The 16696-nt window shown below is 57.3% G+C and carries 11 protein-coding genes; 10 read left to right on the plus strand and 1 reads right to left on the minus strand.

The window, feature by feature from the left end; genetic code table 11:
• Positions 1 to 59: 59 nt before the first annotated feature.
• Positions 60 to 1040, minus strand: coding sequence for a phosphotransferase enzyme family protein (locus RB620_RS27205; RefSeq protein ID WP_308099903.1), 981 nt, complete (start codon positions 1038 to 1040; stop codon positions 60 to 62).
• A 242-nt stretch (positions 1041 to 1282) separates the two neighbouring features.
• Here RB620_RS27205 and RB620_RS27210 point away from each other — a divergent pair, with 242 nt between their 5' ends.
• From RB620_RS27210 to RB620_RS27255, 10 genes are all read left to right on the plus strand, one after another.
• Positions 1283 to 2896, plus strand: a complete 1614-nt coding sequence (locus tag RB620_RS27210) for an S-layer homology domain-containing protein (protein ID WP_308099905.1) — start codon at positions 1283 to 1285, stop codon at positions 2894 to 2896.
• 142 nt (positions 2897 to 3038) lie between these two features.
• The gene (locus RB620_RS27215; RefSeq protein WP_308099908.1) at positions 3039 to 3284 is read left to right on the plus strand and encodes an AbrB/MazE/SpoVT family DNA-binding domain-containing protein; all 246 of its coding nucleotides are present in this window, start codon (positions 3039 to 3041) and stop codon (positions 3282 to 3284) included.
• Positions 3281 to 3673, plus strand: coding sequence for a type II toxin-antitoxin system VapC family toxin (locus tag RB620_RS27220; protein WP_308099910.1), 393 nt, complete (start codon positions 3281 to 3283; stop codon positions 3671 to 3673). The genes RB620_RS27215 and RB620_RS27220 overlap by 4 nt, the downstream gene beginning before the upstream one ends.
• Positions 3674 to 3815: 142 nt before the next feature.
• Entirely contained in the window at positions 3816 to 5648 is a 1833-nt protein-coding gene (locus RB620_RS27225) for a sensor histidine kinase (protein ID WP_308099912.1), read from the plus strand.
• Positions 5630 to 7264 carry a helix-turn-helix domain-containing protein gene (locus RB620_RS27230; protein WP_308099914.1) on the plus strand — a complete coding sequence of 545 codons (1635 nt, stop codon included), beginning with the start codon at positions 5630 to 5632 and terminating at the stop codon, positions 7262 to 7264. Before RB620_RS27225 ends, RB620_RS27230 begins: the two co-directional genes overlap by 19 nt.
• The gene (locus RB620_RS27235) at positions 7254 to 8633 is read left to right on the plus strand and encodes an extracellular solute-binding protein (RefSeq protein WP_308099916.1); all 1380 of its coding nucleotides are present in this window, start codon (positions 7254 to 7256) and stop codon (positions 8631 to 8633) included. The genes RB620_RS27230 and RB620_RS27235 overlap by 11 nt, the downstream gene beginning before the upstream one ends.
• Positions 8634 to 8834: 201 nt before the next feature.
• A complete protein-coding gene (locus RB620_RS27240) occupies positions 8835 to 12641 on the plus strand; it encodes a TIM-barrel domain-containing protein (RefSeq protein WP_308099918.1) in 3807 nt (1268 codons plus the stop codon).
• Between the two features lie 274 nt (positions 12642 to 12915).
• Positions 12916 to 14265, plus strand: a complete 1350-nt coding sequence (locus RB620_RS27245) for an extracellular solute-binding protein (protein ID WP_308099920.1) — start codon at positions 12916 to 12918, stop codon at positions 14263 to 14265.
• A gap of 438 nt (positions 14266 to 14703) precedes the next feature.
• A complete protein-coding gene (locus RB620_RS27250; RefSeq protein WP_308099921.1) occupies positions 14704 to 15609 on the plus strand; it encodes a carbohydrate ABC transporter permease in 906 nt (301 codons plus the stop codon).
• A 28-nt stretch (positions 15610 to 15637) separates the two neighbouring features.
• On the plus strand, positions 15638 to 16465 hold the full coding sequence (locus RB620_RS27255) for a carbohydrate ABC transporter permease (protein WP_308099922.1): 828 nt from the start codon (positions 15638 to 15640) through the stop codon (positions 16463 to 16465).
• Positions 16466 to 16696: the final 231 nt, after the last annotated feature.

The raw sequence follows: 16696 nt of genomic DNA on the forward strand, positions 1-16696 counted from the left end.
AATGAACAAAGGAACCCACAGCCTTCGAGGCTGTGGGTTTTTAACTAACACAAACCTTCCTATAACCTCTCCAAATCCAGCTCCACCAGCGGCCCGCAGTTCTCGATGTCATGTTTAAACCTGTGCATGAGCTGCTGCTCTTTGGGGCTTAAGTCCTTCGCGTCCAAAATATTGCTGTAGATCACGTACAAAATGACATGCCGCAGTATCATAAAATCGTGGATATGACGGAACCACTCGCTGCCCAGCGTATTCTCCTTGGCATAACCGTTCATGAAATTCCCCATGAACCGCTTGGCGAACGCGTTCCGGTCGTCCGGGGCGACCGGCGGCAGCCACAGCGCGTAATAAAGCGGCATGGCGATATCGTTGACGAAATAGTTGTAAGCCGTGTCGTCGAAGTCGAACGCGGTCATGCGGCCGTTGTCGACGAAGAAGTTTTTTTGATGCAGGTCGTTATGGATGAGCCCGTACCCGTCCTTCGTCTCGGGCAGCGAGGAAATCCGGCGAATGAGCGCCTCCGCGTTCTCGATGATCAGCGTCTGCCCGGCCAGTCCGTCCGCGACATTCAGCATGTCGTCTTCCCGCCAGGATGCTCTCCGGTAAGCCGGATCGGATGGGACGTACGCCTTCGTCAGCGCGTGCATCCGTCCGGTGCAGCGGCCCCATTGCTCGAACAACGCATCGTTCCAGTCATCCGCTCCCGCCAGCTTCCCCGGCGCTTTCTCGAATGCGTAAGCAAGGAAGCCATTGTCGAGCGTCTCCGCGTAACGTCCTGCCTCCGAAGCGACCGCCCTTGCCACGGGAACGCCTCCGTCCGCCAGATAGTTGACGAAATCAAGCTCGCCCATGAGCGTGTTCTCCGTACGGCGGAGCTGATGGGTAATTTTCAAAATGCGATCCGCGCCGTTTGCCGTATATTCGTACACGTAGCTTTCGAACCCGCCAAGATCCTTCACCCGTTCTGGCACGACGCCGAACCGCCGCCCGGCTTCTTCCAGTATGCCGGGATGATATTGCTCCGTGATTTCTTTAATCATAGGTATGCCCCCAGATATTCTCTTATTTGTGATGGAGTACCCTCTACTATACCCCAATGGGGCCTCGTTCGCTAAGGGGGAAAATGAATGTAGCCGTTTATGCCCGGTCGGCAGCAGCGCGCGCGATGGGCGCGGAACGATAAAAGGGTTTATTTGACGGTAGCGGTGCAACTAACCGGGTCATTTTCGCGTCTTACTTCTTGGCGGTTTTTTAAGAGAGGCCGCTGGGAGGAGAACCAAATTTGAAAGTCTCGAAAATGCTGTTATTAACGGTCGTCATGACCCTGTTATTCGCGAGCCAAGCCTTCGCCTACGACGTCCAGCTGCTGCCGTTCAAGGATGAAGAAAACGATTATGCCAAGGAGCCGATCTACACGTTGTCCGCGCTTGGCATCATTGACGGTTACGAGGATCGGACTTACCGTCCTAGAAACGATCTGTCGCGGGAAGCGTTCGTGAAGCTTCTCGTCGTGGCCGCGCAAGCCGAACGAGCCACCGTAGGACGCGTTCCCGCGGACGTGGCGAAAGATCGTTGGTCCGCGCTGTATATTTCCGTCGCCTATGAACGCGGTTGGATTGCTAGTTTGCTAGATTCAAAAGAAGGGAACTTTCAGCCTTCGCTGACGATTACGCGCCAAGAGGTCGCGATGTTGATCGGCGTGTCGCAGCTGGAAGCGGCGGACGAGGAGGTACGCGAGCAATGGCTTGCCTCTGAATGGAAGAAGGAACGGGACGCGCGCGCGTTCAAGGATGCTTCGACCATCGACGCGGCCATGCAGCCGTACGTGTATTACGCGACGCGCCTTGGTATCATGGAGGGGGATCCGACCGGGTTCAAACCGCGTACGCCTCTCATCCGCAAGCAGGCAGCGGCCGTTATTTATCGGTTGCTGGACCAGCGGATCGCGGGGCAGAAGGTTGACTTCACCGGTTATTACGCCATAGCTTCCTATCCGGCGATCGGTCAGGTGGATAAGCTGTCCGACGTGATCTACGGCTGGTCGCATTTGCAGTACGACGGGGCGGGTTCCGCGTCTCTGAATACAAGCGCGACGGAATTCAAGATTCCGGGCGGGTACGGGGAAGCGATCGAGGCCGCCGACAAGGCCGGGGCGACGAAAGAGCTGATGGTATTTTACGCCGCGTCGAATCTAAAGGATTTTCTGAAGGACCAGCCTGCGCGGCAGGCGTTTACCACGTCCCTGCTCGCGACGCTGAACAACCCGGCTTATTCGTTCACCGGGGTCAGCATCGATTTCGAGGGGCTGAAGGAAGCGGGGAGCGCGGCGGATTTCGTCGGCTTTTTGAAGGAGCTCAAGGCGCAATTAGGCACGTTAACGTTATCGGTAGCCGTTCCGCCGATCCATTATTACAAGGGCTACGATCTGGGAGCTATCGGCAAGCTGGCCGATACGGTCATCCTGATGGCGTACGATTTCACACATGATGTTGGCATGCTGCCGTCGGCGCCGTTGCCGCTCGTGAACGACACCGTCCGAACGGCGCTGAAATCAATTCCGAAGGATAAGCTTGTGCTGGGCATTTCCAAGCAGGCCAACCAGTGGATCACGGCTCCGAACGGTGTGACCGGCACTGCCTTAAAGCCGAGTATCGCCGACGTGGAGAAGCGGCTGGCGATGCCGGGCGTTACGCAAACATGGTCCATGCCGTTTTTGCTGAAGAAAGCGGAGTTTAAGGACGCGAGGGGCAGCCATGTACTGTATTACGAAGATTCGCAAAGCATCGAGAAGAAGATCTGGCTCGCCAAGTATTACGGGCTGAAGGGCGTATCGCTCTGGCACATGGGCAACTACACCGCTTCGGATTGGGAGATTGTAGGGAGGCATGCTAGTTAGTTAAGGATAGAAACGAACAGAGCCAGGCCTCTCATAATTGAGGCTGGCTTTTTTTGTGTGACATTGCCGACATGATTGTGTCATGAGATAATAAGAATGACATCATTTAATCGATATGCCACGAATCAATGGAGGTGACTTCATGCATCAAATACCCGTCAAGCTCGGTGAAGGCGGCCGCGTTGTAATTCCGGCCGATGTTAGGAAAGCGCTCGGCATAGAAGTCGGAGATGAACTGATGCTTCATATGGAGAACGGAAAAATTATTCTCATGACCCGGAAACAGGCGATTCAGTATGTACAAGAGCAAATGAGCCAATATCAAATTGGCGATCGGGTTTTGTCGGAGGAATTGCTTGAGGAACGTAAGGGAGAAGCGGATTCATGAAAATGCGTGTTGTATTTGATGCTTCCGCAGTGCTTGCTTTATTGTTCCGTGAATCGGGCAGCGAGATCGTGGAACGGTACGTGGAGAGCTGCGAAGCGATGATATCGGCAGTTAACCTTTCGGAGGTACAGGCCAAACAGCAGGAGCTGCAAATTCCCATGGAACAAACGATGAAGTATTTGTTGTTGCTTGGTTTCGAAGTCGTTCCGTTTACTGCGGAATCGGCTGTCAAAGCTGCAGCGATGCGGAACGAAACCAAGCAGCTCGGGTTGTCTTTTGGCGATCGGGCTTGTCTTTCGCTGGGTCAACAGCTGGAATGTCCGGTCATTACCGCAGATCGGGCTTGGACAACGATTAACCTAGGGATTGAAATCATCGCCATCCGCTGAGAGACGACGGTCCTTCGGCCCCATTTCAGTTCCTTGCCCCGCCGCCTGCCAGTCCGCGCCGCGGTCCCGTTTTTTCTCGTGCAGGACCATCCTCCCCCGAGTATAATAAAGGTGCGTCTACTGAGGAAAGGATTGCTGCGGCATGATGACTTTCATTCGGAACAGGCTGACCCGTAATTTATCCGCGAAGCTGATCCTTCTTCTGCTTATGCTTCTTACCTTTGCGATCGCGATGATCAGCTCGCTTTATTACTGGTTCACGTCTGACGTCATTTTACAAAATGTAAGGGCTTCCACAAAACAATCCGCCAAGCAATCGGCGGATTATTTGTCGCTGATCCTGACGGTGGGAAGCGATATGGGCCAGCAAATTTACCGCGATGTCCGGATTCAGGGCGTCATTCAGGAGGAAGCGAAGGGCGGCCTCACCGTCGACCAGAAATTCGACCATAAGAACACGGTGAACGACATCCTTAACAATATTATGTACACCAGCTCGTTCGTGCACAGTATCTATCTGCTTCGGGAGCAGGGGGTCAGCTGGGGAAGCGGGATGTTCAACGCGTCGAAGGTGATGCGGTACACGCTGACGGAGCGAGATTGGTATAACGACGCGGTGAGCGGAAGGAGGGACGATCTGTGGCTGCCGCTGCAGTACGATCCGTTCAGCGGAGGCGGCGAGAACACGAGGCTGGTGCTGACGTTCGTGAAGCCGCTGCGCAACCTCGCCGCCCGCGAGTCGGTCGGGGCGATCTTGGTCAACATTGATGGACAGCTGATTCTGCAGGCGATCGAGAGGATCCGGCTGGGGAAGACGGGCGATTTTTTCGTCGTGGACCGGGAAGGCAAGGTCGTCATCGCCGCGGAACCGGAGAGATGGTCCGACACGTTGGCGGCGACGGGGCTCGGCGCAAGGCTGGCAAGCATACAGGCCGAGGAGTCGGAATTCGAGGCGGAGCTGGACGGCGTGCGGCACTACGCGGTCACGCGCAAGCTCAAGAACGATTGGATGATCGTCGGGACGGTGCCGGTGGGGGAGATCATCGGGGATATTGCCCGCATCCAGCGTCAAATCTGGCTGTTCGCGACGATGCTGCTCGCGTTGGCATCGGTGACGGGATATCTGTTCTCTAGGCGGATTACTTCACCCCTCAAATCATTAATGAAGCAAATGAAAGAAATCGAACGAAGCAACTTCAAGGCGCTTACGACGGTATCTTCGCAGGACGAAATCGGACAGCTTAGCCGCAGGTTCAATCAGATGGTCCGGCAGATCGAGATGCTGATCGAGCAGGTGAACCGGGTGGAAGCCAAGAAGAGGGAGGCGGAGATGAGGGCGCTGCGGCACCAGATTAATCCGCATTTTCTGTACAACACGCTCGCGACGATCCGGTGGATGATTAAATTCGGCAAAAAAGAAGGGGCGTACGACGGCATCTCCTCGCTGGTTCAGCTGATGGAGGCGAGCATGGAGAAGCAGGGCGTGTTCTACCGCATCCGCGACGAGCTCGCCTTACTGGACAAATACATGGTCATTCAACGATTCAGGTACGACTTCCGCATTCATCTGGATGTCCGATGCGAGGAGGAGCTGCTAGACGTTCCGATTCCGCGCATGTTGCTGCAGCCGATCGTGGAGAACGCGATTTTCCACGGGCTTGCGCCCAAGGAAGAGGGAGGGACGGTGACGGTGACTATCTGCAAGCAAGAGGATGCGCTCGAGCCCATGTTGATCATCAGGGTGGAGGACGACGGGGTCGGCATTTCGCCGGAGAAAATTTCCGGGCTGCTGGCCCGGTCACGCGAGCCGAAGTCCGGCATGTTCGGAATCGGCCTCAACCACGTGCACGAGACGGTCCAGCTCTATTACGGCGAACGAAGCGGCGTCGACATCGCGGGCGTCCCTGGAAGCGGAACGACGGTTACGGTCAAACTTCATGAAGGAGGGGCTCGCGGATGGTCTATAACGCCTTAATCGTGGACGACGAGCCGATGATACGGTTCGGGCTGGCATCCTGCGTCGATTGGGAGAAGGAAGGCGTTAGGCTGGCGGGCGAGGCGTCCAACGGAGAAGCGGCGCTGCGCCTTATCAAGAATGAGGACATTCACATCCTGGTCACCGATATCAAAATGCCGCTCATGGACGGCCTGGAGCTGATCCGCCTCGCCAAGGAGGTGCGTCCTTTGCTCAAGGTCGTGCTGGTGAGCAGCTACAGCGATTTCTCTTACGCGGTGGAAGCGGTGAAGCTTGGCGTCGTCGTTGACTACTTGCTGAAGCCGACCATGGAGCCGGAAGATCTGATCCGCGTCATCCGCGCCTGCAAGGAACGGCTGGAGCTCGACAAGGCGAGCAGCCGGAAGGAGGAGTGGCTGCGGCTAGAGGAAGCGAAGAGCAGGCGGCTCCGGTTCGAGGAGGAGCTGAAGGCGTTCATGGGCGGCGCCGATCAGGCGTTCGAGTGGAAGCCGGACTGGGCGATCGGTAATTTGGCTCTGGCGGTTTGGAAATTGGACGCGGACGACGGCAAGTCGCTTCGGCAACTCGTCTCCCTGGAGGCTGCCAAAAACAGGCTGGACGAGTGGTGCGGCAACGGCCTATCGTTCGTGGCGGGCGATGATGAACTCGTCACGCTGATCGCGGATTACAACGGCAGCGCGCTAACCGACATTGCCTTGTTCCATAAGCGGCTCGGGGCAGAAGGGTCGGGCTTGCGCTTTACGGTCGGCATAAGCCCCGTCATCCATCGCCTGCAAGCCGCGGCGCTCGCGTACGTTTGGGCTTTGAAGGCGCTGGAGAACGCTTTTTTCGAGGGGAGGAACCGGTGTTATCTAGGCCGGATTCCCGCCTCGGCAGGAGAGGGAACGGATAGAGAGGAGCTGGAAGCGGAGGACGGCATCGACCGGTTGCGCGAGAGGTTCTCGAAGGCGTACGCATTCGCGGACCAATACGGCAGCGAAGCCGCGCTGAACGACATGATCGCGTTGTGGAGAATGAAGCGGTACGGCCGTTCGGAGATTATCGCCCATGGGAGAAGCCTGCTGACGATGATGTGGTCGCATCGGTTCCGAATGAAGACGGAGGAAGATATGGGCATGATGATCGGCAAGCTGGAGGGATTGAAGCAGGCGCCAAGTTTGGATCATCTGATCCGGACGGTGCGCGAGGAGTTGTCCCGGTTCTGGAAGCCGGACGATTCGCCCGTGGCGGTCGACGCCGGCGGCGCCCATGTCATTCAGCTCGCTTTGTCTTACATTCAGGAGCATTACCGCGGGGACATCTCCCTGCAGGACGTGGCGGATTACGTGCACATGAGCAAAAATTATTTCAGCGAGCAGTTCAAGCAGCGTACCGGCATGAACTTTATCGATTTCGTTATTCGGCTGAGGCTGCACTACGCGAAGCATCTGCTGGAGCATACCAGCATGAAAGTGATCGACGTCGGCGCCGATTCGGGTTTCAACAGCCCGAAGCATTTCCTGAAGCTGTTCAAGCGGGAGATGAACTGCACGCCGGTCGAATTCCGAGAGCGGTTCGAACGACAGCGCGCCGCGGACGACGGTCGCGCCGGAGAGGATGTGCTCTATGAAATTTAAGGCGGGGAAGCGGCGCGGGGGCTTGGCGGGGACCGCGGGGGCGACGCTTCGGTTGGCGGCGTTGCTGCTCGTTGCCGCCGCGCTTGCCGGCTGCATGCGGGCTTCGCTGGCGCCGGAGATCGACGGGGAGCGGACGGAGAACGGGGACGTAGGCAAATACGCGGTCGAATTGGAGTATTGGCATACGTACAGCGATCTGGAGCAAGAAGTGTTCCTGGCGAAGGTGCTGCCGCTGTTCGAGAAGCAGTATCCGCATATTCGGGTGAACGCCGTGCGCAAGGACTATACGGACCAATTCAAGGATACGCTCCTGTTCGCGGTAGCGGACAACAAGCAGCCCGACGTCATGCGCATGGACATCGTCTGGGTGCCGGAATTCGCCAAGAAGGAGGCGCTGGCGGAGCTGTCGGGCATGCCGGGCTTCAAAGCGATCAAGGACACGTTCATCGGCTCGTTAATTCAGACCAATATGTACAAGGGCGGGTATTACGGCTTGCCTGTCAACGCGAATACGCGCGCGGCGATTTATAACAAAACGCTGTTGCGGGAAGCCGGGTTGACGGAGCCGCCAACCACTTTCGAGGAGCTCGAGGCGGCCGCGGAGCGGCTTCGCGCTTCCAAGCCGGAGGCTTACGGCATTGGCGTATGCTGCTCGAACGGCTGGGGCATGCTGCCGTATTTCTGGACGCTGGGCGGCGAGCTGACCGACCCGCAATATACGAAAGCGTCCGGCTACTTGAACGGCGAAGGAAGCCGTGCCGCGCTAAGCCGGATGAAGGATTGGCTGGACCGTGGCATCGTAAGCCGCTCCGTCCTGGGCGAGGTGCCGGGCACCTGGGACGGGATTCTGAAGGGCCAGCTCATGATGATCGACGACGCCCATTGGTTTCATACGGTCAATGCGACGGGGCCGAACAAGGAGCTGCTGGACGACGTCGTCATCGGCCTGTTCCCGGGAAGCGGGCAGGCGGGCGGCCAAGGCGCGGCAGCCGCGGACGCGGACGGGAAGGCGGCCACCGGCACATCCGTTATCGGCGGCGAGAACCTTGTCCTCTTCGAACAGTCCGAGCATAAGCAGGAGGCGTGGGAGTTCATCCGCTGGATGACGTCGGAGGAGCCTCAGCGGATCATGGCCGAGACGGGTCTCATACCGACGATTCAGGGGCTGGAGAATAGCGTGCCGAATCCAATCTTCAAGCCATACTTGGAGCAGCTGAAGCGTGCGAAGCCGAGACCGCCCGTTCCGAATTGGACCGCCATCGACGAGGAATTCGCGCGCATGGTGGAACGGATCATGGCCGGCGAGCTGACGGTGGAAGCGGCGACTGACCAGGCGGCGGTGCAGATTGACGGGCTGCTGCGCGATTAAGTAGGCGAAGTAGAGTCGATAGATGAAGCAGGCTCCATAACAAAAGATACCTAATCGGAATATTATGGATTTTTGATAGGATAGCGCTTCCATTATGATAGAACTAGATTCGTGCAGAGGATTGGGGCATGGGTCTCATTCCAATCATGAAAGGTGGCATGTCATGTGGTAAGGGCGGATAAGTCTAGGTGGAAAACGGTCATGACGTATGTTCTTCTCGTCTCGATGGCGGTATCGCTCGTTACGGCCTCGCAGCCGAAGTCGGCAAACGCATACGTCGGCGCGCTGGGCAACGTCACGGGGACCTCGGTATCCGGGGATACGCTCACGCTCACGATCGACAACGGCGCGGAACCGAATGACGACATTTTGATCTTCGACGTGCTGAAGAGCGACATCGTGAAGGTATCCTATCGTCCCAACAATGTATCGCCGAGCGCCGATACGCCGATGATCGACCCGGGCAAGACATGGAGCTCGGTCGGCGCGACGATCAACACCGCGGGCAATCCTATTACGATCGTGACCTCCGAGATCCGGGTGGAGATCGCGAAGACGCCGACGCGCATCACGATTAAGAAAGCGGACGGAACGACGCTGCTATGGGAGCCGTCCGGGGGCGGCGTCTTCTACGATGGCGTACGTTTCATGCGGAATTCGGGCGACAATATTTACGGCATCCGCAGCTACAACGCCAACGAGTCGGCGCCCGACCTGACGCGCAATGCCAACTCGCATCCCGCCCACGCGGGCAATCAGGGCGATTCCGGGGGACCGCTCATGTGGTCGACGGCCGGCTACGGCGTTCTCGTCGACAGCGACGGCGGGTACCCGTACACCGACGCGACAGGCAAGCTGGAGTTCTACTATGGCGGCACGCCGGACGAAGGGCGCCGCTACTTCAAGACCGACGTCGAGTATTACGCGATGGTCGGCACGCCCGAGGAAATCATGGGGAGCGTGGGCGAGATCACGGGCAAATCCCCAATGCTGCCGAAGTGGTCGCTCGGTTTCATGAACTTCGAATGGGATACGAACCAGACGGAGATGACCTCCATGATCGATACGTACCGGGCGAAGGATATTCCCCTTGACGCGTACGGACTCGACTACGACTGGAAGAAATACGGAGAAACGAATTACGGCGAGTTCGCTTGGAACACGTCGAACTTTCCGAGCGCAAGTTCTACAGCCCTGAAGTCCGCGATGGACGCCAAAGGCGTGAAGATGATCGGCATCACGAAGCCGAGAATCGTGACGGAAGACAGCGGCGGCAACCGGACGACCCAATACAACGACGCCAACGCGGCGGGTTATTGGTATCCGGGGCATGGCGAATACAACGATTATTTTATACCGGTGAAGGTCAGGAGCATTGATCCTTATAACGCGGGCATGCGTTCTTGGTATTGGGATCATTCGAAGGATGCGTACGACAAAGGCATCGTAGGCTGGTGGAACGACGAAACGGACAAGATCGCGTCCGGTGCGGCCCAGTGGTGGTTCGGCAACTTCACGACGACCCATCTATCCCAGGCGATGTATGAAGGACAACGCGCCTATACGAATAACGCGCAGCGCGTGTGGCAGACGGCGCGGACGTTCTATCCAGGGGCGCAGCGTTACGCGACGACGTTATGGTCCGGCGATATCGGCGGGCAATTCCAAATGGGCGAGAAAGTCGGCTGGGCGTCTGGCATGAAGGAGCAGCGCACGGTCATGCTCTCGTCGGTCAACTTGGGGCAGCCGAAGTGGGGCATGGACACGGGCGGCTTCAACCCGAACGACAGCAATCCGAGCCCCGAGCTGTACGCGAGATGGATGCAGTTCGCGGCGCTGACGCCGGTGTTCCGCGTACACGGCAACCTGTATCATCAGCGGCAGCCGTGGTACTACGGCAACACGGCCGAGGAAGCGGCCAAAGGCGCGATCAAGCTTCGTTATTCACTCATTCCTTATATGTATGCCTACGAGCGGGAAGCTTACGAGACGGGCAACGGCCTCGTCCGGCCTCTGCTCTTCGATTATCCGACGGACGCCGCGGTAAGCAACTACGTCGACGCCTGGATGTTCGGCGACTGGCTGCTGGCAGCCCCGGTCGTGGACAAGGGCCAGACGTCGAAGCCGATTTATTTGCCGGCGGGCACGTGGACGGATTATTTTACGGGCAGGGTATACAGCGGGGGCCAAACGATTCAGTACGCGGTGGACGCCGACAATTGGTCGGACATTCCGCTCTTCATTAAGAAAGGCGCGATTATCCCGACGCAGCAGCCGCAGGATTACATCGGCCAAAGCGCGGTCTCGACGGTCGACATCGAAGTCTTCCCGGACTCGTCCGCCACAAGCTTCACGTACTACGACGACGACGGCGGCAGCTACGATTACGAAAGCGGCGAGATTTTCAAACAGACGCTGACGGCGCAGGATAACGGCGGCAGCGGGATCAGCTTCTCAGTGGGCGCCAAGTCGGGCACGTACGCGCCTGCCTTGCAAAGCTACATCGTCAAGATTCACGGCAAAGCGGGCACGGGAGTAACGCTCGGCGGCTCCGCAATGACGTCCTATGCCGATCCGGCGGCGCTGCGCGCGGCATCCGGCGAAGGCTGGACGACGGGACGCGATATTTACGGCGAGGTGACGTACGTGAAGGTTGCGGCGGGCAGCGGCTCGGCCAAAAACATCGTCGTCTCCGGCAGCGGCACGGCCGCCGCGACGGCCATGAAGCTGGAGGCCGAACAAGCGTCGCTGTCGGGCAACACCACGGCCACGCAGGCTTCCGTCAACAACAATCATACGGGTTACTCCGGCACGGGCTTCGCGGACAAAATCGAGAATGATGGCGCGTCCGTCACGTTCTACGCCGACGTGAAAGCGGCTGGCGATTACGCTGTAGACCTGCGCTACGCGAATTCGAACGGCTCGGTTAAGACGCTTAGCATCTTCGTAAACGGCAAGCGCGTCAAACAAACCAGCCTCGCGAATCTCGCCAACTGGAATACATGGGGTACGCAGACGGAGACGATCCCGCTGTCTGCCGGACGCAACGCCATCACGTACCGGTATTATGCGGACGGCGGGGATACCGGCTACGTCAATCTGGATTATATCTCGGTGCCGTTCCATCCTTCCGTCGGCAAATACGAAGCGGAAGGGGCGGCGCTCTCGGGAGGCGCGGCGACGAACAAAAACCATTCGTTCCATAGCGGCACGGCATTCGTCGACGGCATGACCTCGGTCGGAGCGGCGTCGTCGTTCAAGGTGAACGTACCTTCGGCGGGCAGCTACCAGGTGGCGCTCCGCTACGCGAACGGTAGCGGCAGCACAAAGACGTTAAGCACGTACGTGAACGGCGTCGACGTGGCGCAGGTCAGCCTGCCGAGTCCCGGCGCTAGCTGGAGCGTGTGGCAAGACGCGACCCAGTCGCTTTCCCTGATCGCTGGCGAGAACACGATCGCTTTCAAGTACGATGGAGCGGACAGCGGCAACGTGAATCTGGACCGGGTTCTGGTGTCTTCGAGCGCGCCCGGATCGCCGCAGTCTGAGAGAAATCTGCTAGACAACGGCAGCTTCGAGCGAGTAGGGTATAGCTCGAACTGGACGGAATGGCATCCGGGCGGACAAGCGTTAGCTTTCGGCGTCGACAGCGGATCGGGCACGCATCCTCCGACATCCGCTTGGAACAGGGATGCAAGAGCATACTTTTACGCCGCCGGCGCTTATCAGCAAAGCATCCACCAATTCGTGAACGTGCCGGTGAACAACGCGAACTATAAGCTGGAGGCATGGGTTCGCATGCAGCACGCGACTCCGACGACCGCGAGGGCGGAGATTACAAGCCACGGCGGTGCGGCGATCTACGCCAACATTTCGAACACCGGCGAGTGGGAGTATATCAGCATCGACAACATCTTCGTCACGAGCGGAGGGATCGACGTCGGGTTCTACGTCAATTCGCCTGGCGGCACGGTGCTCCATATCGACGACGTAAGGTTGACGAAGCAATAATTCGCGGGGAATGGGAACGGGAAAGCCGGCGCTCTTAGGGGCGCTGGCTTTTCGCGTTTTTCGAATGCGCCGCCGAGGGCCGGCGATAGCCGGTTCACCTGGAGTCTCTTTTTTTCTGATCGTCGGAAGAAAACATACCGAATGTTTGGTAAATCCTGTTTTTCATAAAACGGATGAAGAAAAAACACCAAAAAAAGAAGATAGTCAATCGGATGGCCCCTGACTTTTTTCCTATAATGTAAGCGTACTCATACACCGATGGAGGGGAAAAGGGATGAAGCTGAACACAAAAACGATATCCAAAATGATGCTGATCTGGCTCGCCGCGATCATGGTGCTGGCCGCATGCAGCGGCGGCAACAACGGAAACAACGGAGGCAACGCGACGACGAACGCGGATCCAAGTCCAAGCGCTGCGCAGGAGACGGAAGAGCCTACGGAGAAACCGGCGGATCCCGTTACGATCGAGTTCTGGCACGCGTTCGGCGAAGGCGAGGAGAAAGTGCTGCTCGAAGAGGTTATGCCGAAGTTTAACGAAAAGTATCCGCATATTACGGTAAAAGCGACACGCATGCCGACCGAGAATCTGGATCAACAGGTCATTACGGCGGCGGCGGGCGGCGCGGTGCCGGACGTCATGCGGATGGACAATACGTGGATTCCGCGTATGGCCAAGGAAGGCGTGCTGCAGAAGGTAGACGGCTTCCCCGGCTTCGATCAGATCGTCGCGGATTCCTTCAAAGGGCCGATGTCGACCAACTTCTACGACGGCAGCTACTACGGCGTGCCGCTCGACACGAATACGAAGATCGCGATCTACAACAAGGAGCTGCTGGCGGAAGCAGGAGCTTCGGCGCCTCCAGCCACGATCGATGAACTGGTAGCGCTCGCCCGCAACCTGAAAGCGAAAGGCAAATTCGGCATTACGATCGGCGGTCCGGACGCATGGAATATGCCACCTTGGTTCTGGTCGCTCGGCGGTCGCATTACCGACGACAACTACACAACGGCGACGGGTTACCTGAACAGCGACGCCAGCGTGAAAGCGCTGGAGACGATCATCGGCTGGAACGATGAAGGGCTGCTCGCGCCTCCGATTCTCGGCGGCCAGCCTGGCACGTGGGAAGGACTGCGCGGCGAAGAAGGCAAGCCGGCCACTTACATGATGATTAATGAAGGCCCTTGGTTCTTCGGCATTCTGGGCGACGCGGTCAAGGACAACATGATTCCGGCCAAAATGCCGAACGGACCGGACGGCATGAGCCACTCCGTGATCGGCGGCCAGAACATGGTCATCTTCGAAGGCGCGAAGCAGCCGGATGCGGCATGGGTATTCACCCAGTTCATGCTGACGGAGGAAATTCAGACGCTGATGGCCGTGAAGACGGGAGCCATTCCGACGAACGTGGCCGCGGCGAACGCCGAAGAGCTGAAGGGCGTGTATTACCTCGGCGCTTACGTCGCCGAGATGGAGACGGCGCTGGCGCGCACGCCGAGCGCGAACTGGAATCAGATCAGCGACGTGTTCGGCAAGGCGTTCGAGACCGCGCTTCGCAAGGAAGCGACGGCGAAGGACGCGCTGGATAAAGCGGCTGCGGAGATCGACGCGCTGCTGAAAAAATAAGGGCCCGGCAGGCCCGGAAGGAGGCGGCGGCCGGCGAAAGCCGGCTGCCTTTCCTTTACTCGTAGAATGATCCTAAACAACGTTACCATTGCGGTTGTTCTTGAATGCTAACGGAAACAGCCGACGTTATTCGGCTCCATTTGAACGATTTGAAAATCTAACGGAAGTATGTGGCCTTATCCATGTTTTTCAGCCTGAAAAACGCTCTTTTTAATAGAATAAGAGCTCTTGCTTCCGTTAGAAACCCATATAAGCTCATTAGCGCATGATAAGAGCGCTGAGTTCCGTTAGATCGGCGAATGGTTACGGTAATCTCGGAACGATCTGCATATTAACAATAGTTGTGCCGCTTGATCCCGTGCTTCGCATAATGGGCACGAGACGCGTCACACTGCCAAAGGACGGCCACGGCCGTTTCGCCTTGGGAGGAATCCGGACATGAACAGAGTAAGCAGAGCGGTCAAACAATATATCCAGGTTGCGCCATTCCTGGTGCTGGGTTTTATCATGACATGCGTGTTCGTCCTTTACCCGCTCGTGAAGGGGATACACATCAGCTTCTTCGAATACAAGGTCATCAAGCCGGAGCAAAGCGTGTTCCTCGGCTTCGACAACTACAAACGTCTATTTAACGACCCTAACGTCTGGATCGCGTTCCGCAACACGGTGCTGTTCGCCATCGTGACGGTGCCCGGCCAATGGGCGCTCGGGATTCTGGCGGCGATGATCATCAACTTGCAGGTCATACGCTTCAAAGTGTTTTTCCGGCTGGTGTACTATTTGCCTGTCATCAGCTCCTGGATCGTCGTCAGCTACTTGTTCCAATTCCTGTTCAGCGACGGCAGCAGCGGCATCATCAATTATTTGCTGACGGATGTGCTGCGCATCGCGAAGGAGCCGATCGCCTGGCTGCAGAATACGTGGAGCGCGAACGTGGTCATCTGGATGCTTAGCATCTGGAAGGGCGTCGGCTGGGTCATGATCATGTATCTCGCCGCGCTGCAATCCATTCCGAAATCGTTGTACGAGGCAGCGCAAATCGACGGAGCCAGAGGGCCGACGGCCTTCATTCATATTACGCTTCCGCTGATGCGCACGATGACCGCGTACGTCGTTATCAACCTCATTATCGGAGCGTTCCAGGCGTTCATTCAAGTGTTCCTGATTACAAAGGGCGGTCCGCTGGATTCCACGCATCTCATTAACACGTACATGTTCAAGCACGCGTTCGAATATTTCGACTTCGGCTATGGCGCCGCGATCAGCGTCATGCTGGGACTGCTCATCTTCGTCATCACCTACGGCAATCAGCGGACGTTCGGCAAGGATCGGATCGAATATTAGGAGCGCCCGCAAGGAAGGAGATCCCCGTATGAAAAAAACAACAGCCTGGCTCGCGCACATCGTACTGGTGCTTGGCATCGGCTTCGTTATCGGGCCGTTCGTCTATATGATTCTGACGTCGATCACGACGGACAACTTCAGCCTGCCGAGCCCCTATAAGCTGCTGCATAGCGAGAAGACGCTCATCAATTACGTCGAGGCGTGGAACAAAAACAACTTCTCGAGCTATTTCGTCAACAGCTTGCTCGTCTCGTCCGCCACGATGGTATTGTCCCTGTCGCTGGCATGCTCCACCGCCTACGCGTTCGCGAGATTTCCGTTCCCCGGCAAGGAGGCGCTGTTCAAGTTGTTCCTGTTCTCCATGTTCGTCCCGGCCATCCTGAACATCATTCCGCAGTTCACGATCGTAAAGTCGCTTGGGCTTGTGGACACCTACTCCGGGCTAATCCTTGTGTATATTAGCACGGGCGTGGTCGGCAGCACGTTTTTCCTGCGAGGATTCTTCGAAAGGATTCCGACGGAGCTGGAGGAATCCATCGTCATCGACGGCGGCAACCGCTGGACGATCTTCCGCGCGATCTACATTCCGCTGTCGCTCCCGGCGATCGGGACGCTCGGCATCTTCTCGTTCTCCGGCACGTGGGACGAGTTTATTCTGGCGTTGACCTTGATCAAAACGGAGGCGCATCGCACCTTGCCGATCGCGCTGCAGCTGTTCCGCGGCCAATACGCGACCTACTACGGCTTGTTCTTCGCGGCGTCCATGATGGCGCTGCTGCCGATCATCGCGATTTTCGTCATCTTCCAGAAGCAATTCGTCAACCCGAACTTGTCGGAGGGCAGCGTGAAGGGGTGAGAGGGGAGTCTGGTGTCAGAAGAAAATAAGGAATTAGACTTTTAGACTGAGCCTAGAAATTGAAACAGCGACAACCAAGGACGATAAAGTCCTAGACTGTCGCTGTTTTATTTTTGACGAATTGTAATATGAAGTGCGACACCTAGAAAAACAAAAGGCCCATGCAGGCTTCGTGTAAAATGGAAGTTACCACACCACCATTTTGTACAGGAGAAACCAACATGAGCTACT

The organism is Paenibacillus sp. LHD-117 (assembly GCF_030929555.1).
GTDB lineage: Bacteria > Bacillota > Bacilli > Paenibacillales > Paenibacillaceae > Pristimantibacillus.

Coding starts and splice junctions, on each gene's coding strand:
- RB620_RS27205 (WP_308099903.1), bottom strand. CDS start 1,040: ATGATTAAAGAAATCACGGAGCAATATCATCCCGGCATACTGGAAGAA.
- RB620_RS27215 (WP_308099908.1), top strand. CDS start 3,039: ATGCATCAAATACCCGTCAAGCTCGGTGAAGGCGGCCGCGTTGTAATT.
- RB620_RS27220 (WP_308099910.1), top strand. CDS start 3,281: ATGAAAATGCGTGTTGTATTTGATGCTTCCGCAGTGCTTGCTTTATTG.
- RB620_RS27225 (WP_308099912.1), top strand. CDS start 3,816: ATGATGACTTTCATTCGGAACAGGCTGACCCGTAATTTATCCGCGAAG.
- RB620_RS27230 (WP_308099914.1), top strand. CDS start 5,630: ATGGTCTATAACGCCTTAATCGTGGACGACGAGCCGATGATACGGTTC.
- RB620_RS27235 (WP_308099916.1), top strand. CDS start 7,254: ATGAAATTTAAGGCGGGGAAGCGGCGCGGGGGCTTGGCGGGGACCGCG.
- RB620_RS27240 (WP_308099918.1), top strand. CDS start 8,835: ATGACGTATGTTCTTCTCGTCTCGATGGCGGTATCGCTCGTTACGGCC.
- RB620_RS27245 (WP_308099920.1), top strand. CDS start 12,916: ATGAAGCTGAACACAAAAACGATATCCAAAATGATGCTGATCTGGCTC.
- RB620_RS27250 (WP_308099921.1), top strand. CDS start 14,704: ATGAACAGAGTAAGCAGAGCGGTCAAACAATATATCCAGGTTGCGCCA.
- RB620_RS27255 (WP_308099922.1), top strand. CDS start 15,638: ATGAAAAAAACAACAGCCTGGCTCGCGCACATCGTACTGGTGCTTGGC.